The organism is Cyanobium sp. LEGE 06113 (assembly GCF_015207615.1).
In genome coordinates this window covers 256,106-274,670 of sequence record NZ_JADEWM010000005.1, presented here as the reverse complement: position 1 = coordinate 274,670, position 18,565 = coordinate 256,106, and the positions used below count along the sequence as shown (strand labels likewise).

The 18,565-nt window shown below is 71.8% G+C and carries 16 protein-coding genes and 1 tRNA gene; 8 read left to right on the top strand and 9 right to left on the bottom strand.

Annotated elements, in window-relative coordinates; genetic code table 11:
* Positions 1-41: 41 nt before the first annotated feature.
* A complete protein-coding gene (purH, locus tag IQ220_RS10760; RefSeq protein ID WP_193914904.1) occupies positions 42-1,622 on the bottom strand; it encodes a bifunctional phosphoribosylaminoimidazolecarboxamide formyltransferase/IMP cyclohydrolase in 1,581 nt (526 codons plus the stop codon).
* 82 nt (positions 1,623-1,704) lie between these two features.
* Between purH and IQ220_RS10755 the strand changes: the two genes are divergently transcribed.
* Positions 1,705-2,343, top strand: a complete 639-nt coding sequence (locus tag IQ220_RS10755) for an alpha/beta hydrolase (RefSeq protein WP_370566428.1) — start codon at positions 1,705-1,707, stop codon at positions 2,341-2,343.
* Between the two features lie 22 nt (positions 2,344-2,365).
* Here the strand turns inward: IQ220_RS10755 and IQ220_RS10750 are convergent, their stop codons facing one another.
* Positions 2,366-2,737, bottom strand: coding sequence for a DUF3155 domain-containing protein (locus tag IQ220_RS10750; protein ID WP_186697401.1), 372 nt, complete (start codon positions 2,735-2,737; stop codon positions 2,366-2,368).
* Positions 2,738-3,203: 466 nt separating this feature from the next.
* Here IQ220_RS10750 and IQ220_RS10745 point away from each other — a divergent pair, with 466 nt between their 5' ends.
* Positions 3,204-4,331, top strand: a complete 1,128-nt coding sequence (locus tag IQ220_RS10745) for a sensor histidine kinase KdpD (protein ID WP_193914900.1) — start codon at positions 3,204-3,206, stop codon at positions 4,329-4,331.
* On the opposite strand, the gene IQ220_RS10740 is transcribed toward IQ220_RS10745, so the two are convergent.
* The gene (locus IQ220_RS10740) at positions 4,297-5,274 is read right to left on the bottom strand and encodes an adenosylcobinamide-GDP ribazoletransferase (RefSeq protein ID WP_193914972.1); all 978 of its coding nucleotides are present in this window, start codon (positions 5,272-5,274) and stop codon (positions 4,297-4,299) included. The genes IQ220_RS10745 and IQ220_RS10740 overlap by 35 nt on opposite strands.
* On the opposite strand from IQ220_RS10740, the gene tgt reads away from it, so the two are divergent.
* Both tgt and IQ220_RS10730 read left to right on the top strand, forming a co-directional pair.
* Complete coding sequence (tgt, locus tag IQ220_RS10735; protein WP_193914970.1) at positions 5,159-6,295, top strand: tRNA guanosine(34) transglycosylase Tgt; 1,137 nt, start codon at positions 5,159-5,161, stop codon at positions 6,293-6,295. The genes IQ220_RS10740 and tgt overlap by 116 nt on opposite strands.
* Before the next feature lie 63 nt (positions 6,296-6,358).
* On the top strand, positions 6,359-6,502 hold the full coding sequence (locus tag IQ220_RS10730; RefSeq protein WP_186700813.1) for a photosystem II reaction center protein K: 144 nt from the start codon (positions 6,359-6,361) through the stop codon (positions 6,500-6,502).
* 3 nt (positions 6,503-6,505) lie between these two features.
* Here IQ220_RS10730 and IQ220_RS10725 read toward each other — a convergent pair whose 3' ends face one another.
* On the bottom strand, positions 6,506-7,243 hold the full coding sequence (locus IQ220_RS10725; RefSeq protein WP_193914898.1) for a WecB/TagA/CpsF family glycosyltransferase: 738 nt from the start codon (positions 7,241-7,243) through the stop codon (positions 6,506-6,508).
* Positions 7,244-7,308: 65 nt separating this feature from the next.
* On the opposite strand from IQ220_RS10725, the gene IQ220_RS10720 reads away from it, so the two are divergent.
* A complete protein-coding gene (locus IQ220_RS10720) occupies positions 7,309-10,554 on the top strand; it encodes a glycoside hydrolase family 15 protein (RefSeq protein ID WP_370566427.1) in 3,246 nt (1,081 codons plus the stop codon).
* 9 nt (positions 10,555-10,563) lie between these two features.
* On the opposite strand, the gene IQ220_RS10715 is transcribed toward IQ220_RS10720, so the two are convergent.
* The 4 genes from IQ220_RS10715 to IQ220_RS10700 all read right to left on the bottom strand — a co-directional run bounded on the left by IQ220_RS10715 (position 10,564) and on the right by IQ220_RS10700 (position 13,618).
* Entirely contained in the window at positions 10,564-11,556 is a 993-nt protein-coding gene (locus tag IQ220_RS10715) for a Gfo/Idh/MocA family protein (protein WP_186697405.1), read from the bottom strand.
* A gap of 28 nt (positions 11,557-11,584) precedes the next feature.
* A complete protein-coding gene (locus IQ220_RS10710; RefSeq protein WP_193914966.1) occupies positions 11,585-12,922 on the bottom strand; it encodes a hemolysin family protein in 1,338 nt (445 codons plus the stop codon).
* 127 nt (positions 12,923-13,049) lie between these two features.
* Positions 13,050-13,122, bottom strand: a tRNA-Ile gene (locus IQ220_RS10705).
* 43 nt (positions 13,123-13,165) lie between these two features.
* Positions 13,166-13,618, bottom strand: coding sequence for an Occludin/ELL family protein (locus IQ220_RS10700; RefSeq protein ID WP_193914897.1), 453 nt, complete (start codon positions 13,616-13,618; stop codon positions 13,166-13,168).
* Between the two features lie 299 nt (positions 13,619-13,917).
* Here IQ220_RS10700 and pyrE point away from each other — a divergent pair, with 299 nt between their 5' ends.
* Together pyrE and IQ220_RS10690 are read left to right on the top strand one after the other, a co-directional pair.
* Positions 13,918-14,469 (top strand): orotate phosphoribosyltransferase, encoded by a 552-nt coding sequence (pyrE, locus tag IQ220_RS10695; RefSeq protein ID WP_186697406.1) that lies wholly within the window; start codon positions 13,918-13,920, stop codon positions 14,467-14,469.
* 8 nt (positions 14,470-14,477) lie between these two features.
* Positions 14,478-15,479: a folate-binding protein YgfZ gene (locus IQ220_RS10690; RefSeq protein ID WP_193914895.1), complete on the top strand. Its 1,002-nt coding sequence runs from the start codon at positions 14,478-14,480 to the stop codon at positions 15,477-15,479.
* 1 nt (position 15,480) lies between these two features.
* Here IQ220_RS10690 and IQ220_RS10685 read toward each other — a convergent pair whose 3' ends face one another.
* Entirely contained in the window at positions 15,481-16,962 is a 1,482-nt protein-coding gene (locus tag IQ220_RS10685; RefSeq protein WP_193914893.1) for a TM0106 family RecB-like putative nuclease, read from the bottom strand.
* A 124-nt stretch (positions 16,963-17,086) separates the two neighbouring features.
* On the opposite strand from IQ220_RS10685, the gene IQ220_RS10680 reads away from it, so the two are divergent.
* On the top strand, positions 17,087-18,556 hold the full coding sequence (locus tag IQ220_RS10680) for a phosphoglucomutase/phosphomannomutase family protein (RefSeq protein ID WP_193914891.1): 1,470 nt from the start codon (positions 17,087-17,089) through the stop codon (positions 18,554-18,556).
* Positions 18,557-18,565: the final 9 nt, after the last annotated feature.

Genomic DNA, 18,565 nt, shown 5'->3' with positions numbered 1-18,565 from the left:
AACTGAGCCCCGCCCCCTCGCTGTCCAGCCCAGCCTGGGGCTCAGTGCAGGAAGTGGCGTCGGCCGGTGAGCAGCATCGCCAGCCCCAGCTCATCGCAGGCTCTGATCGAGTCCTTGTCCCGCACGCTGCCGCCTGGCTGGATCACCGCGCGGATGCCCAGGCCGGCCGCCAGCCGCACCGTGTCGTCGAAGGGGAAGAAGCCGTCACTGGCCAGCACGGCCCCGCGCACCCGCTCCCCGGCGGCCTCCAGGGCGAGCCGGGCCGACCCCACCCGGTTCATCTGGCCCGCCCCCACCCCCAGGCTCTGGCCGTCCCGGGCCACCACGATGGCGTTGGAGCGCACGTGGCGCACCAGCTTCCAGGCGAAGCGCAGGTCGGCGAGCTCCTGGGGCGTGGGCTGGCGCTGGCTCAACACCTGCCAGCTGCTCTGCTCGGCAGGCTGATCGTCGAGCTCCTGGGCCAGCACCCCGCCCAGCACCGTGCGCAGCTGCTGGCGCGGCGCCCGCTCGATCGCCTCGGCGTCCAGCTCCAGCAGGCGCAGGTTGGCCTTCGCGGCCAGCAGCTCCCTGGCCTCAGGCTCGAAGGCCGGGGCCACCACGCACTCCAGGAAGAGGCTGGTGAGATGGGACGCTGCGGCACCATCCACCGGCGTGTTGAGGGCCACGATGCCGCCGAAGGCCGACACGCGATCGGCCTCCAGGGCGCGGTGCAGGGCATCGGCGCAGCCACTGCCCGTGGCCACACCGCAGGGGTTGGTGTGCTTGACCACCACCGCCGCGGGCTGGGCGGCCAAGCCGTAGCCGAACTCCCGCACCGTGGCCAGGGCGGCATCGAGGTCAATCAGGTTGTTGTAGCTGAGCTCCTTGCCCTGCAGTTGCCGCGCCGCGCCCCAGCCGGCGCTGGCGGCGCTGTACCAGGTGGCCGGCTGGTGGGGATTTTCGCCGTAGCGCAGCGCCTGGCGGGCCGGCAGCTCCAGCTGCAGGGGCTCCGCTGTGGCTTCAGGCCCTGGCTGAGCCGCTGGTGGAGCCCCTGGCTCCGCGGCCAGGCGCTCGGCCAGCCAGCGACTGATCGCCGCGTCATAGGCGGCCGTGTGGGCAAAGGCCTCCAGGGCGAGGCGCCGGCGCAGATCGTGGCGGAGGGGCCCGGCGGCCAGGGCCTCGAGAAAGGCGCCGTACTGCTGGGGGCTGGTCAGCACCGCCACATCGGCATGGTTCTTGGCCGCAGCCCGCACCATGGCCGGCCCTCCGATGTCGATGGTCTCGATGGCGGTGTCGAACGGCACGGCTGGGTCGGCCACGGTTTCGCGGAAGGGGTAGAGGTTCACCACCACCACGTCGATCGGGTCGATGGCCTGGGCGTCCAGATCCGCCTGGTGGGAGGGGTCCTGGCGCCGCGCCAGGATGCCGCCATGGATGCGGGGATGGAGGGTCTTGACCCGGCCCCCCAGGATTTCCGGAGCGCCGGTGTGCTCGGCCACCCGGGTCACCGCCAGGCCCGCGGTCTGCAGCGCCGCCGCGGTGCCACCGCTGGAGATCAACCGGTAGCCCGCCGCGATCAGGCCCTGGGCCAGGGGCACCAGACCATCCTTGTTGGAGACGCTCAGGAGAGCCGTGGGGGCCATGGTGGCAGCTGGGCAGGGGCAGAAGGCCAACCTACGCAGCGGCCCGTGGCCCAGACTGCTGCCGCCAGCCCTGCTCCACGCCGTGCCCGCACCCCAACCGCCACCGGCCGAGGCGCTGCTGCGTCGGGGGCCCAGCAGCGGCGATCGGCGGCTGGTGCTGCTGCACGGCTGGGGCGCCGACGCCGACGACCTGCTCGATCTGGCCGACCTGCTGGTGAACGCAGACACCAGCGTGGTGGCCCTGCGGGCCCCTGGCCTGCACCCCAGCGGTGCGGGGCGGCAGTGGTACGACCTGCAGCAGAGCGGCTGGCCCGAACTGCCTGGGGCCCTGGAGGGCCTACGCCAGCGGCTGGAGGCCCTGGGTCAGGAGGTGCCGCTGCGGCGCACGGTGCTGCTGGGCTTCTCCCAGGGTGCCGCCATGGCGCTGGACGTGGCCAGCGGCGGGGCCGGCCTGCCCGTGGCTGGGGTGGTGGGCTGCAGCGGCTACCCCCACCCTGACTGGCAACTCTGCGGCGGAGACCACCAGAGCTTCCCTGTGCTGCTCACCCACGGCCAGCAGGATCCGGTGGTGCCCTTCGCCGCCAGCGTCGAACTGTCCGAGCGGCTGCGGGCCGGCGGCCATGGCGTGGAACTGCTGGGCTTCCCGGGCGGCCACACGATCGACATGGCCCTGATTCCCTCCATCCGCAGCGCCATCACGGACGCCTGGATGGAGGCCTGAGCTGACTCAGAAGCGGTGTGGATCAGACGAAGGCGTACTCGTACTCTTCCATCTCCTCCCAGTCGTCGGAGGCGAGGGCCTCGATGCCCTCGAACAGCACCTCTTCACCGATGCTGTCGACGATGGAGCGCAGCGATGGGAACAGGAAGTGGTTCTCCTCGGCGTACTGGGCGCTGAACAGGCCCTTCTCACCCCAGAAGAAGCGGTCGGTGGTGTGCTCGTTGCGGCGCACGTTGAGCAGGGCCGGCGGCACCAGGGCCTGTTCGGCGATGTAACGGCGGGCAGCCGTCACGGGCTTGTGGGAGCCGGTCTCCAGGTTGAACGTGGAGACATGGGCCAGGACGCGCTGACCGGCAAGACGACGGCGGCTGATCCGCTTGCGCTTCTTCGACATGGAGGCAGCTCCCGCGGCGGGGAGAGAGAGGGGACTGGAGAGGCCGGGCGGGGAGGACCCGATGGCCATGGACCGGCGGCGTGGAACCGAGGGAAGGGAACCGGCGCATGGAGGCCGGAAGGGGTGAACCCGGAAGCCCTGGGGCTGGCGGACTGGATGGACGCTGGGCAGCATCCAAAGGGTGGCGCAACCGACCGTGGCCGCAGAACTGGCAGAGCAGCGTCGGCAGATTCCGCAAAGCCCTTAAGGCGCGGAACCCAGCAGGAGGGACGGCCCGTTGGACGGACTGCCCTGCCACTGCTGTAGCTTCGTTTGAGCAAAAGCGCAACTGAAGCGGACCAGACGCTGCTCCAGGCCCAGGACGGCTCAGGGAGTAGTGGTCGATACCGAGATATTAAGCTTCTTTTCTCGGTTTGCTTCACGTTCCGCCAAATTTGTTTCTGGATTGCTGCCCGGGGCCGAGGTGATGGCTGTCTCCAAGCGCTTTCTCAGCCTGCTGCAGTTCCAGCTCGCCCAGTTCGCCGACCGGCCCGACGTGACCTCGCTGGTGGTGTACGTGGCAGACGTGGGTGAGGGCAAGAGCCCGCAGCTACTGCCAGTAGGCCAGTGGCCGATGGCGAATCGCACACTTGCGGCGGTGGCCCTCGACAATCCGCTGACCGCCGTGGCCGATCTGCGCCGCTGGCTGCCGCTGCGTCACGGCGGTGTGCTGCTGGGTGCCCTGCAGGTCGACACCGCGGCGCTGCCCTGGCCCGAGCCGCTGCGCCAGCGCCTGCAGGCCGTGGCCCTCTGCCTCACCGAGGGGCTCTGCCTCGACCTGGAGCAACAGCGCCTGCAACAGCAGCTGCTCGCCCAGCACGAGCAACTCACCGTGCTGCTGCATCAACTGCGCAATCCCCTCGCCGCCCTGCGCACCTTCGGTCAGCTGCTGCTGCGGCGGCTGGACGGGGATGAGCGCAACCGCCCTCTGGTGGAGGGATTGCTGCAGGAGGAGCGGCAGCTGCAGCGCTACGTGGACGCCATCGATCGCCTCGGCGGTGGCAACCTCGAGCCGGCCCAGGAGCCTGGACCGGGGCCGCTGCTGCTGCCGCCCAGCCTCGGCGGGGCCGCCAGCCAGCCCCTGGCGGACCTGTTGGAGCGCCTGGTGCAGCGGGCCTGCGCCACCGCGGCCCTGCAGGGGCGCCCCTGGCAGGGGCCCCAGGCCCTGCCCCAGTGGCAGGGCGACAGCGGGGCGGTGGCTGAAATCGTGGCCAACCTGCTCGAGAACGCCTTTCGCTACAGCTCCTCCGGCTCGGCGGTGGGGCTGCAGTGCCGGCCCACGCCAGCAGGGGGCTGGCAGCTGGTGGTGTGGGACGGGGGGCCACCGATCCCTGCACCGGAGCGCCAGCGGATTTTTCGCAGGGGGGAGCGGGGCACGGCGGGCGCCGCCCAGCCCGGCAGCGGCCTCGGCCTGGCGCTGGCCGCCGATCTGGCCCGCCACCTCGGCGGCGAGCTGGTGCTGTGCAACGCCCCGGCAGACCTTGACCCTGCCCTGCCGGCGCACGGCAATGCCTTCTGCCTCAGCCTGCCAGCGCCCGCAGCACCAGCCCCATGAGCAGCAGGGCCAGGGCTTCGCTCCACTCCACGCAGGCGCCGTAACTGTCGCCGCTGTGGCCGCCGAGGCGGCGCCCCAGCCAGAACGGCACCAGCACGGCGGGCACGAGCCCCAGCAGCGGCAGCCAGCCGAAGCTCCCCGCTGCCTGGGCCCGGGGCGGATCCAGCATCAGCGCCAGGCCAGCCACCAGGGGCCCGGCCAGCAGGGCAGGCAGCAGCTCCCGGCGCAGGCCTCGCCAGTGACGGCGGTGGAACCCGGCGCTGCCGCCGGCGGCGGGATCCTGGCGCAGGTAGGGGAAGCGGGCCATCGCCAGCAGCGGCGACAGCCGCCCCCAGAAGCCCGTCCACAGCAGGGCCATGGGGGCCGCGCCCGCCAGGCACACCAGGCCGGCCCCCCGCAGCAGAGCCAGCAGCAGGGCCGCCTGCACGGCGGCGGCGCCCACGCGGCTGTCAGCCATGGCCTCCAGGGCCCGGGGGCCGGCCCCCAGACCGTCGGCGGTGTCGAGGGCGCCGTCGTGGTGGAGCCCACCGCTGAGCCCCAGGGCGAGGGCGATCACCAGGAGCACCTGCGCCCCCAGCGGCAGCCAGCCGGCGGTGCCCAGCCAGACCAGGGCCTGCAGACCGCCCAGCACCAGGCCGATGAGCGGCGCGAAGCGGGCGATGCGCTCGAAGCGCGGGCGGATCCAGGGCCAGCCCGGCAGCACGGTGTAGAAGATCCAGGCCCCAGCCAGGTCCCGCAACCAGTCGGGCGCAGAGCGGGCAGCGTGGCGGGGTTCCCTGGACACAGGCAGACGACCTCTAGCGTCGGAGCAGCGCCGGCGCGGCCCCATCAGCTTCACACCGCCACCCTTCAGCTTCACGGCCACAGCCCGCTGTCCCCGCACCCGGGCCCGCTGTGGCTGCTTCCAGACCCCCCACGGTCCGGTGACCACGCCCCGCTTCATGCCGGTGGGCACCCTGGCCACGGTGAAGGGGGTCATGGCCCCCCAGCTGGCCGCCACCGGGGCGGAGATGGTGCTGGCCAACACCTACCACCTGCACCTGCAGCCCGGTGAGGCGATCGTGGCCGAAGCAGGCGGGCTGCACCGGTTCATGGGCTGGTCCGGACCCCTGCTCACCGACTCCGGCGGCTACCAGGTGTTCAGCCTCGCCGGCATCAACCGCATCGACGACGACGGCGTGACCTTCCGCTCGCCCCGGGACGGCAGCCGCATCGTGCTCACGCCGGAGCGGGCGATGGCGATCCAGATGGCCCTCGGCGCCGACGTGGCCATGGCCTTCGACCAGTGCCCCCCCTACCCGGCCAGCGAGGCCGAGGTGGAGTCCGCCTGCCGCCGCACCCACACCTGGCTGGAGCGCTGCCTGGCCAGCCATCAGCAGCCCGGCCAGGCCCTGTTCGGCATCGTGCAGGGCGGCTGCTACCCGCGGCTGCGGGCCGAGTCAGCCCGGGTGGTGGCCTCGATGAACCTGCCCGGCATCGCCGTGGGTGGGGTGAGCGTGGGTGAACCGGTGGAGGAGATGCATCGGATCGTGCGCCAGGTGGGCCCGCTCCTGCCCGAGCACACGCCCCACTACCTGATGGGGGTGGGCAGCCTGCGGGAGATGGCCGTGGCCGTGGCCCATGGCTTCGATCTGTTCGACTGCGTGCTGCCCACCCGGCTGGGCCGGCACGGCACGGCGCTGGTGGGTGGCGAACGCTGGAATCTGCGCAATGCCCGCTTCCGCCACGACCACACCCCCCTCGACAGCGGCTGCCCCTGCCCCGCCTGCCGCAGCCACACCCGGGCCTACCTGCACCACCTGATCCGCGCTGGCGAGATGCTGGCCCGCATCCTGCTCAGCCTCCACAACATCACCCAGCTGCAGCGGTTCAGCAACGCCATGGCCCAGGCGATCCGCGAGGGCTGTTTTGCAGAGGATTTCGCTCCCTGGGAACCGCACTCTGAGGCCGCCCACACGTGGTAGCGTCCGCCTCTCGCTGATGGATCTGCAGGGATGGTCGTCTCCGCGCTGCTGGCTCACGCTTCAATGCACCACCTTTCGGGCTCCAGCCTGGCCCAGCTGCCTGAGGCCTACCAGGCCTTCGGTCCCCTGGTGGACATCCTGCCGATCATCCCCTTCTTCTTTCTGCTGCTCGCCTTCGTGTGGCAGGCCTCCGTGGGCTTCCGCTGATCCTCAGCCCTGGCGCAGCACCTTCCACACGAAGTGGGGCAGGGCGAGCATGCGACGCCAGCGGCTCGGCTCCTGAATCAGCCGGTAGAGCCACTCCAGGTGCAGCCTGCCCATCCAGCCGGGTGCCCGGGTCTTGACTCCGGCCCACACGTCAAAGCTGCCGCCCACCCCCATCCACAGGCCCGTGCGCTGCCCCGCCAGCCGCCGGATCCAGAGTTCCTGCCGGGGAACCCCCAGAGCCACCAGCACCAGATCCGCAGGAGCAGCCAGCAGCTGGCGCTCCAGGCCAGGCCAGGCCTCGGCGGGTTGGTAGCCATCCACAGCCAGCACCAGCTGCAGAGCGGGCAGCGTGGCCTCAAGTTTCCGGCGCAGTAAGCCCATCACCTGGGGCGAGCCGCCCACCAGGGCCACCCGCCAGCCGGCCCCGGCGGCATGCTCCAGCAGGGCATGGGCCAGTTCGATGCCGGGAGCGCGAGGCACCCGCAGCCCCTGGCGCCCAAGGGCCCACACCACGCCGGCCCCGTCGGGAATCACCAGGTCGGCGGCGGCGATGGCGGCGCCCAGGGCCGGGTCGGCCAGGGCGGCCATGGTCATCTCGGCATTGAGCGTGACGATCTGACCGCCGCCGCGGGCGTGCAGGGCCAGGGCGGCCGCCCGCACATCCGGGCAGGCGTCGATGGGCACGCCGAGCACCCGGGTGCGACGGCCCGGGGATGGGGCTGCCGTTGCCATTGCTGCCATGGAGCGTGCCGCTGCGCGAGAGAATCTATGGCCACCCCTTGCCCTGGCCCTCCCCGCTGCCCCGCATGCCCCAGTCCGAGATGGCCCCCAAGCCGCCCAGTCCGGTGGCGATGGTTGACCAGCCTGCCGCCGAGCTGCTGGCGGAGCTGGACCAGCAGATCTCTGCGGTGGTGCTCAACCGGCAGGACCCGATCAGCGGGCTGCTGCCGGCCAGCACCGCCAACACCGTGCACGGCAACTACGGCGATGCCTGGGTGCGCGATGGCGTGTACTCGATCCAGTGCGTGTGGGGGCTGGCCCTGGCCCACCGGCGGCTGCGCGGTCCCTGCCGGCGGGCCTTCGAGCTCGAGCAGCGGGTGCTGCTGCTGATGCGGGGCCTGCTCAATGCCATGGAGCGTCAGGCCACCAAGGTGGAGCGCTTCAAGCACAGCCTCGACCGCCGCGACGCCCTGCACGCCAAGTTCGACACCAGCAGCGGCTCCCCCGTGGTGCCTGACGACGGCTGGGGCCACCTGCAACTCGACGCCACCGCCCTGTTCCTGCTGCAGCTCGCCCAGCTCACCCGCAGCGGCCTCGTGGTGGTGCGCAGCAGCCACGAGAGAGATTTCGTGCAGAACCTGGTGTACTACGTGGCCCGGGCCTACCGGGTGGCCGACTACGGCATCTGGGAGCGCGGCGACAAGGGCAACCACGGCCTGCCGGAGCGCAATGCCAGCTCGATCGGACTGGTGAAGGCGGCCCTTGAAGCCCTCGACGACCTCGACCTCTACGGGCCCCACGGCGACGGCAGCTGCTGCCTGGTGATCCCCCACGACGCCATCGTGCGACTGCGCCGGGCCCTCGATGGCATGCTGCCGCGGGAATCCGGCAGCAAGGAGGCCGATGCCGCCTGTCTGGCCGTGATCGGCTACCCCGCCTGGGCCGTGGAAGACCGCGAGCTGGCCGAGCGCACCCGCAACAAGATCCGCGCCGAGCTGGGCGGCGCCTACGGCTACAAGCGCTTCCGCCGTGACGGTCACCAGACCGTGGTGGAAGACCACACCCGCCTCCACTACGAGCGCGAGGAGCTGGCCCAGTTCGAGCACATCGAGTGCGAATGGCCGCTGTTCTGGGCCTACGAGCTGGTCACGGCCTGCTGCGAGGAGCGCTGGAGCGAGGCCCGCCAGTGGCGCGGCCGCCTGGCCAGCGTGAGCGTGCTGCAGGGCGACGTGCCGCTGCTGCCGGAGCTCTACCTGGTGCCAGCGGAGGCGGTGGAGCGGGAGCGGCGCCAGCCGGGCAGCCAGCCGCGCCAGCCGAACGCCAACGTGCCGCTGCTCTGGACCCAGAGCCTCACCTGGCTGGGGGACCTGCTGCTGGCGGGGCTGATCACCCCCGCCGACCTCGACCCCTGCGGCCGCCGCAGGCCGGAACCGGCAGGAGCGGAGCAGGTGCTGGTGGCCCTGGTGCCCGGCAGCGCCTCCGTGGCCGCTGTGCTGGCGCAGCACGGCCTGCCCAGCAGTGGCGGGGCGGCTGAGCAAGCCAGCCGGATCGCAGTCCAGGGATCGTCGGCCCTTGGCAGGCGCCTGGCTCAGGTGGGGGCCAACGCCCGCCTGAGCCTCACCGGGCACCCCCCCGTGCGGATGGAAACCCTCGCCACGGCCCGGCTCTACCGCTGCCCACGGCCAGGTGCAGCGGGCGAAGAGGATGCCCTGGCCTTCGTGCCGGCCGTACTGGAGGAGGGCACCTTCTACCTGGCCGACGATGCCGAGCAGCTGGTCGACACAGTGCAGGCCGAGCTGCGCATGCTGCAGCGCCAGTGGCGCGGCACGGGCGCCCCACTGCTGCTGATCCCCGTGGCCGAGGCCGTCTTCGGGCGGGAGCCGGAGGCGTTTCTGGCCCTGGGGGCCCAGCTGCAGGCAGGAGAAGTGGGGGGCGTGCCGGTACAGCTGGCCCGCCTTGAGGACCTGGCCGACCAGGCCCACTGGGTGTCGTTGCCCGCCGAGGCGGCCACGGGCGCCGCAGCGGCAGGCCCTGAGCCAGCGGCGGACCTGCCGCTGCAGGCCAGCCGGCGCCAGGCACCGCTCTCGGCCGCAGAGGAACAGGACCTCGAACGCGACGATCTCTCCATCGGCGAGCTGGGCGAGCGGCTCTGGCAGAGCACCTCCCTCGAGGAGCAGGCGGAGGTGCTGGAACAGCTGGTGCGCCGTCTCGGGCTGGGGGCGCAGCTGCACGGACCGCAAGGCAGCGAGCCGGTGGCCGTGCGCAGGCTGCTGGAGGAGGTGTACCACCGGGCCCTGGTGGAGGCCGACTGGGACGTGGTGCGCCGCACGGCCGGCTGGCTGGAGCTGGTGCACCCCCAGCTGGAGGATGCCCTCACGGACCTGCTGGTGCGGCAGCGCCAGGTGGTGGTGGGCCGCAACTACACCGGCGATTCGCTGCTGAGTGAGCCCCAGGGCAGCGCCGCGATCGCGGCGATGATCCGGCGCTTCAGTGGTGAGGACAGCCGCGAGTGGATGCTGCAGCAGGAACTGTTGCTGGCCCTCGACGGCCTGGCCCGCCACGAGCCCCGGCTGCTCAGCGGCAGCCTCACCCTGCAGCTCGGCCAGCTGGTGCTGCTGCTCACCAGTGAGCTGGCCGCCGAGGCCGACCTCAGCCCCAGCGAGGCCTTCGAGGCCCTCTGCGCCCAGCCACCCCACGCCGTGCGGCGACGGCTGCAGACCCTGCTGGCCGATGTGGAGCACGCCAAGGCCTCGCTGATGCGCAAGGAGCAGCTGCACCTGAGCGGGCGGGTGCGCTGGAGTGTGCCGCCACCGCTGGAGGAGCTGCCCAAGGCCGGAAACTGGCTGCAGCACCGCATCCGCCTGGGGGCCCTCAGCCAGGTGCCACGCCACTTCTATGCCGGGGTCTGGGAGTTGCTGCACCACTGCCGCGGCATCGTGATCGGCGACAAGCTGGAGCGCCGCAACCGCCTGGCCAGCGGGCCGTTGCTGAGTGAGAAAACGCCCGGGGAGAAGAACTTCGCCGCTCTGATCGAGCACCTGCTCAGCAAGATCGAGGCCCCGGAATACCGGCAGCTCTGCACCGAAACCCTGATGACCCTGATGGCCTTCGTGGGGGCGAACCCGCAGGTGCGTTTCGACGACGACCTCGCCCTCGACGTGGTGATCGGCCATGCCGTGCGGGTCGGCTGGCAACAGCGCCATCCCGAGGTGCCACCCGAGGACTACGGCCAGTTCAAGGCCGGAGCCTGGGAGGCCTTCTACCAGGCCTCTCCAGCCGACTGCCGCGCCTGGCAGCTCGAAGCTCTGCGCCAGCTCACCCTGGAGGCCTGAGCAGGCGGTTCAGATCGGCTGCTCCAGGGTCATCGAGAGGCTGGGCTGCTCGACGCAGTCCTCGATCAGATCGGCCAGCAGCAGCGCCCGCGACGCCTGCAGACCATCCACCGCCGGCACCTCCCGGCCCCTCACGCACTGCAGAAAGTGCTCGAGTTCGGCGTAGAGCGGCTCGATCGAGGTGGTGCTCACCTCCTCGATCACACCATCGGAGCGGTACACGAGCTCACCGTGCTCGGCGCTCACGGTCTCATGGGCACGGCGGTGAATGTGCAGGGTGCGGTTGAGGAAGTCGGTCTCCACCAGGGAGGAGCGGCAGTGGGCGCTGAGGCTGCGGATCTTGCGGTGGGCCATCTTGCTGGCGGTGAGGCTGGCCACCACCCCGTTGGCGAAGGCCAGGGTGGCGTTGACGTAGTCGATCGGGCCCTCGGCGGAGCGTCCCCCCGCCGCCGCCAGGCGCACCACGGGCGCACCGGCCAGCTCCAGCACCAGGTCGATGTCGTGGATCATCAGGTCCAGCACCACGGACACGTCGTTGGCCCGGTCGGGGTGGGGGCTGTGGCGCCGGGCCTCCAGCACCACCACCTCCTCGCTGGCCACCACCTTCATCAGTTCGCGGAAGGCGGGATTGAAGCGCTCAATGTGGCCCACCTGAAGCAGCACACCCGCGGCCTCGGCAGCCTGGATCAGGGCAGCGGCCTCCTCGCGGCTGGCGGCAATCGGCTTCTCGATCAGCACGTGCTTGCCGGCCTCCAGGCAGCGCATCCCCACGGCGTGGTGCTGCAGGGTGGGCACGGCGATGCAGACCGCATCCACCAGGGGCAGGAGCTGCTCGAAGCCGGCGTGCCAGGGACAGCCGAACTGGTCGGTGGCCAGGGCGCCGCGGCGGGGATCCGGGTCGGCCACCCCCACCAGGTGGGCATCCTTGATCAGGCTCAGCACCCGGGCGTGGTGCCAGCCCATGTTGCCGATGCCGATGACACCCACGCGCACAGGGTTCATGGCAGGGGCGTGCAAACCGCGTGAATTATCAATGATCGCCGCTCCCCTGCTGCCGCTCTGAGCCATCGGCCTCCTGGGCTGCCGCCAATGGGCTGCTGTCGGGACGCCGCTCGATCTCCACCTGGGCGATCCGCGGACCCTCCATGGCCAGGATGCGGAAGTGGTAGCCCTTCCAGCGCAGGCTCTCGCCAGCGGCGGGGATGTGCTGCAGCCGCTCCAGGAGGAAGCCCGCCAGGGTGTGGTGGCCCTCCGCTTCAGGCAGGGGCACAGGCAACTGCCGGTTCAGTTCCACGATCTCGAGATCGCCCACCGCCAACCAGCAGCCTTCCCTGAGCTGCTGCAGCTCGTCGAGCCGCTCCCGGGGGTCGTCGTCATCTCCGACGATCTCGCTGGTGAGGTCAGCCACGGTGACCAGGCCCTCGGTGCCGCCGTGCTCATCCACCACCACCAGCAGCGGCTGGCCGCTGCGGATCAGGGGCAGCAGCTCGGCCAGGGGGGTGCTCTCCTGCACCTGGGCCACCGGCACCACAAAGGGGGCCAGGGGGGTGTCGGGACTGAGCAATCCTCGGGCGATCGGATCGGCCAGGCGCCGCAGATCCAGCAGGCCTTTCACATCATCGAGGGAGCTGCCCAGCACGGGGAAGCGGGCGTGGGCTGTGTCATGCACCGCCCGCATCAGCTCCGCGAAGGTCACGTCGATGGGGAGGGTGACCATGCCCGAGCGGGGCACCATCACCTCCCGCACCAGGGTGTCGCGCAGCGAGAACACACCTTCGAGGATGTTGCGCTCATCGGGCATCAGCCCGGTGACACTGCCCGATTCGATCAGGGTTTCCAGCTCACCGGCGGACAGCATCGGCACCAGCTCATCCCAGTTGCGGGGCAGGCCCAGCAGCCGCAGCACGATGGCCGAGATCCGCTCGATCAGGCCGATCACCGGGGCGAGGCTCCTGCTCACCGCCACCAGCAGGGGCGAGAGGCGCAGGGCCGAACTCTCGGGGCTGTGCAGCACCCAGGCTTTGGGGGCCAGGCCGCCGAGCACGGTGGCCGCCAGCACCAGGGCCAGAAACACCCCTCCATCCAGCCAGGCTGAGGGAAGCCCGAGGGCCGCCCAGGCCTCGGTGAACCGATCGGCCACCGCGCGGCCAGCCCAGCCGATCGCCACCAGGGCGAGCACGGCGCCGAGCTGGGTGGCCACCAGAACCCGCCGCAGCCGCCGCTGCAGCGCGGCCACGGCCCTGGCCCCGGGTTCGCCACTCTCGAGCAACTGGCTCACACGGCTGGGGCGGAGCTTGATCACCGCCAGCTCGCCGGCCGAGAAGAAGGCCTGCAGCAGCAGCAGAACGGGCAGGGCAAGCAGCAGGATCACCAGGCGTGCAGCCGGGCCGGCCGAGGCGGAGGAAACAGCGGGTGGGGCACGCGGAGAGGGCGTCCTGGGGGGGTGTCGTCTGCTGACGCTAAGGCCGGTCGCCGGCGTAGGTCGCCAGCCATGATGGGGGTCGCGAGGATCGAACTCGCCTAAGGCGGATTATGAGCCCGCTGCATTCACCAGATTGCTAGGCCCCCGGGGAGTGGCTTGAGACGGTGGATCGTTCGCTGCCAACCGGGCTCACCAGAGACCACGAACCGGCGGCGGCGGCGACCAGGTTGGGCCGGGGTCCTGCCATGCGGTGGGCAGGGCCTGCTCGGAGCCGAGGTGGCCGTTGAAGCCACTCGAGACATCCGCCGTACGCAGGGGCATGGGGTCGCTCTGACGCTCGTTCAGGGCCCGGAAGGTGTTTTCGATCGCCGTGCTGTCCCAGACGATCGCCTGGTCGGAAAAGCCCAGGCCCATCACCCGGGTGCCATCACCACCGCCCATGGCGATGCCGAAAAGCTCAGTGATCTGATTGCCGAGGCTCACGGCCTGGGCGAAGGGGGCGGTGTAGCTGTAGTAGCGCCGTTGCACCAGATCAGGCACCGTCTGCAGGGCGTTGCAACGGGTGACTTCAACCGGAGCCGAGGGAAGGCCTGGCCTGGAGGGCTGGTCGAGAGGAGCCTCCAGGGTGGTGGTGCAGATCATCGGGCCGGCCTGGGTTGGCCCTGCCCCCACCAGAACGCCAGCCAGCAGGCCCAGCGAAGCGGCCAGTCCGGCGGATACGGCCCGTCCAGCAGGCGCACTGAGGTGGTCGGAACCTAGCCGTCCACCCCGAAGTTGGATCACCAGCCTTGCGCGCGCATTCATTTACATGCCCATGCCAGTTACAACGCAGACTACCCACCGAGATTCGTTGCTTCCACAGCGAACCGCCTGTTCATCGCCAAGCCGTGCTCTTGCCCTCTCCCCCCACCTGTCTGGCCCCGTCCGCAACGCCGTCGGCCATGCGGCAGGAACTGCTGCAGCGCCTGGCCCGCCAGGCCTACAGGCGCGGCAGTTTCACCCTGGCCTCGGGTCGCAGCAGCGATCACTACGTGAACTGCAAGCCCGTGAGCCTCAGCGGCGTGGGGCTGGCCCTGCTCGGATCGCTGCTGCTGGCCGAGGTGGAAGCCGAGGCGGCGGCCGTGGCCGGACTCACCCTGGGGGCGGATCCCCTCGTGAGCGCCGTGGCCCTGCGGGCGGCCCTGGAGGGCCGGGACCTGGCAGCCCTGATCGTGCGCAAACAGGCCAAGGGCCATGGCACGGGCGCCTGGCTGGAGGGTCCCCTGCCGGCGGCCGGCAACCGGATCACCGTGCTGGAGGACGTGGTGACGACAGGCGGCTCCTCACTCCTGGCGGTGAACCAGCTCCGGCAGGCGGGCTATGCGGTGGAGCGGGTGGTGACCATCGTGGACCGGCAGGAGGGTGGCCTTGAGGCCATGACGGCCGCCGGCCTGGAGCTGCGCAGCCTGTTTCTGCTCGACGAGCTGGCGGCCACGGCCAGCGCTCTGCCCTGAACTCCACCATGCACGATCCCTGGACCTGGCAACCCGCCCCCGCGGCACGGCTGCAGCAAGCCGTGACCCTGCTGCACCTGCGCGGGCCCGACACCCTGCGGTTTCTGCATGGACAGACCAGCGCTGATCTGGAACGCGCCCCAGCGGGGGCCTGGATCCGCACCTGCTGCATTTCCCCCACCGGCCGTATGCGGGCCCTGGCGGAGGTGCTCGTGGAGCGCGATGGCGCCTGGCTGGTGGTGACCCACGGGGATGCCGCCGCCGTCCGCGCCGGCCTCGACCGGGTGCTCTTCCCCGCCGATCAGGTGGAGCTGGGCGCGTTGCAGCCCGCCTGGCTGCTGACGCCGCTCCCCCAGCTCAGCCCCGCCATCGCCACACCCACCCCGGCCGGCCCGCCAGCAGCGCTGCAGTGGCAGGCCCTGCCCGCGGATCAGGGCTGGCGGCTGGGGCCAGGCTGGCTGCTCCACCAGCTCACGGCTCTGCCCGCGGAACTGGAGGCCCTGCCGCCCCTGGGCGCCGACGAGCAGGAGCGCTGGCGGCTGCAACACGGCCTGCCGGCGGCACCGGCGGAACTCAACGACGGCACCAACCCGTTTGAGCTGGGCCTGGCGGATCGGGTGAGCCTCTCGAAGGGCTGCTACGTGGGCCAGGAAACCCTGGCCAAGCTGGCCACCTACGACGGCGTCAAACAACAGCTGCGCCGCTGGCATCTGCCCCAGCCTGAGGAGGGCTCCGGGGCGGAGCAGCCCACGCCACTGGCGGCAGCTCCGATCGGCGCGGTGCTGCTCAGTGCCGAGGAATCCGATGGCGGCCGCTGCGGCAGCGTCACCTCCGCCCTGCGGCTCGCTTCGGGCGCCTGGATCGGCCTGGCCCTGGTGCGCCGCCAGGCCCTCGCCGCCGGCGAACTGCGGCTTGGCCCTGACGGACCCTGCGTGCAGATGTCCACCCCGGCTGGGTTCATGGCCCCGCCGGTGGGGGCCGGCTCCGGGACCGCCTCCGGGGCCAGCTGAGTCAGCCTGGGCCGTCGAGCAGCCAGCGCACCACCGCCCAGGTGGCCAGGTTGTCGTCGCGGTTGTAGGTGAAGATCCGCTGCAGGCGCTGGCTGCCGCCGTCGCGGCGCCACTGGCGCCACCACAGCAGACAGCGGGCGCCATCCACGCCGCTCTGGCTCCAGCGAAAGCCGAGCCAGCTGGCCACGGCCTTCAAGCCGTAGCTGTTCACCGGCAGGCGCCAGTGGCGCCGCACCCTGGCATGCACGTCCACCAGCCGCTGCCGCAGAGCCGTGAGTTCGGCCTCCCCAGCCCCCTGGCGTCGGGCCAGGCGCAGCAGCGCGATCGACTCGGTTTCGCCGTAGTGGAGCAGCGGCCAGGCCGGGTAGCGCCCGAGCAGCCGCCGCAGCCGCTGCCACAGCAGGGCCTCGCCGTGGTCATACAGGGCCAGCAGGGGCTGATAGCGCCAGCTGCCCTGGGTGGGCACAGGGCCTGCCGGCCAGGCGCCGTCAGCGCCGCGGGGCACGATCACGAACCCGTGCAGGAAGTCGTCGCGGGCATCGGGATCCGATTCGATGTCGTAGAGCAGCACGCCGGGGCAGTGGCGCAGTTCGGGCAGCGGATCGAGGCCGCCTGCCCCCTCGGCCGCAGGGGGCTCCGGCTCCAGCCGCTCAGGCCGTCCCAGGGCCTGCACCCGGGCCTGGGCCACCAGCACCGCGGCGTTGTGGCGATGTTGCTCGCCGTGCACGGCCAGGGCCTCCCCCAGCCAGGCCGGATCGGCGGCCGCCAGCTCCTTGAGATTGGTGATGCCCAGCCCCAGCAGCATCTCGCGCCGCTTGCCGCCGATGCCGCTCACCTCGCTGAGATGGCCCTCGGCCGCCGCCTCCTGATCGCACTGGCCGCGCCAGCTGCAGAGCACACACTTCTTGCGGTCGGCCACCAGGGGCGGTGGCTCTGGGCTCTCCATGGTGTCGGCGAGGCGCACAAGGGCGTCATCGAGCTGGCGCTGCAGGCCAGCGCTGAGGCTGAGGGTGTCGCGCTGCAGGTTCCGGCCCGAGCCCGCCACCACCAGGGCCTGGGGCACAGGGGCTCGCTGGTACTCGGCCAGCAGCCGACCCCACAGAGCCAGCAGCAAGCGGTGCTCGCGGGTGAGGTTACGGCCCTGGCGCCCCAGCACCGGGCGGTAGGCATGGTCGCCCCAGCGGCTGGGGCCCGGCAGCCGCTCCAGCAGGGAGGGATGGGCCTGCAGCTGCAGACCCGCGGGCCCCTCCCCCTGCAGCCGCAGCCCCACCACCCCCGGGGCAGCGGCTGCACAGGCCGCCTCGCCATGGCCGGGTTTCTGGGCCAGAAGGCTCTGGAAACTGGCCAGCTGGTCGCTGAGGGCCAGGCTGCGATGGGCCGTCCAGCGCCTGGCCTCCGGATCGCCATGGCGATCCAGCCAGGCCCGGCGCTTGCAGCGCAGCCAGCTGCGCAACAGCCGGTCGGTGAGCACCACCTGGGTCATCGGCGGATCGTCAGCTGGGGGAGGGGGCTGAGGCGTGGAGGGGCCCGGCACCAGGGCCCAACGGCCTGGCAACGCTAGTCAGCTGGGGGATCCGGCAAGCTGGCGGGCACCACACCCAAGGTTCATGGTTTCAGCCCCGCTGCCCCTGGACGCGGCCCCGATCAGCTTCGGCACCGATGGCTGGCGGGGCATCCTCGGCGTGGACATCACCGTGGAGCGGCTGTTGCCGGTGGCGGCGGCCGCCGCCCGCGAACTGGCCGCCTCGGCGCCGGCGGAGCTGCGCAGCCGCGAAGTGGTGATCGGCTACGACCGCCGCTTCCTGGCGCCTGAGCTGGCCGAGGCCATCTGCGCCGCCGTGAGGGGCGCCGAACTGGAGCCCGTGCTCGCCGACACCCCCACCCCCACACCCACCAGCAGCTGGGCGGTGGTGGAGCGCGGCGCCCTCGGTGCCCTGGTGATCACCGCCAGCCACAACCCGCCCGAATGGCTCGGCCTCAAGATCAAGGGGCCCTTCGGTGGCTCGGTGGAGGGGGACTTCACCCAGCGGGTGGAAACACGCCTGGCCGCCGGCGGCATCACCGTGCCGCGGTCGGCCGACACGCCCCGGTTCGATGCCCTCGGCCCCTACCTGGCCGGCCTGCGGGCCAAGGTGGACACCGACGCCCTGGCGGCGGGGCTGGAACGGCTCGGCCTCAGCGTGATCGTGGATCCGATGCACGGCTCCGCCGCCGGCGTGCTGCCTGCCCTGCTGGGCCCCCAGGCCCTGGCCAGCGGGGCCATCCAGGAGATCCGCAGCCAGCGGGACCCCCTGTTCGGCGGCCATCCCCCCGAGCCCCTGGCGCCCTACCTGCAGGAGCTCATTGCCGCGGTGCGCGCCAGCACGGCGGCCGGCAAACCGGCCATGGGAATCGTGTTCGACGGCGATGGCGACCGCATCGCGGCGGTGGATGAGCTGGGCCGCTTCTGCAGCACCCAGCTGCTGATGCCCCTGTTCATCGACCACCTGGCCCGGGCCCGCCAGCTGCCGGGGCTGGTGATCAAGACCGTGAGCGGCTCCGACCTGATGCGGCAGGTGGCGGAGGGGCTGGGGCGCACCGTGCTGGAAAAACCGGTGGGCTTCAAGTACATCGCCGCCGAGATGCTGGCTGGCGAGGTGCTGGTGGGGGGCGAGGAATCGGGCGGCGTGGGGTTCGGCATGCACCTGCCGGAACGGGACGCCCCCTTTGCCGCCCTGCTGCTGATCGAGGCGCTGGTGGAGGGTGGCGTGCCCCTGGGCCAGCGCCTCGATGCCCTGCAGCAGCGCTGTGGCGGAGCCGCGGCCTACGACCGACTCGATCTGCGCCTGCCGGACATGGCCGCCCGGGGGCGGCTGGAGGCCCTGCTGGCCGCCCAGCCGCCGGCCGAGGTGGCCGGAGTACCGGTGCAGGAGGTGATCCGCACCGACGGCGTGAAGCTGAGGCTGGGACCCAGCCACTGGCTGATGCTGCGCTTCTCGGGCACCGAGCCACTGCTGCGGCTCTACTGCGAGGCCCCCACTCCGGAGCGGGTGGCCTGCGTGCTCGCCTGGGCACAGCAGCTGGCCGAGCAGGTGTGAGGCTCTGGC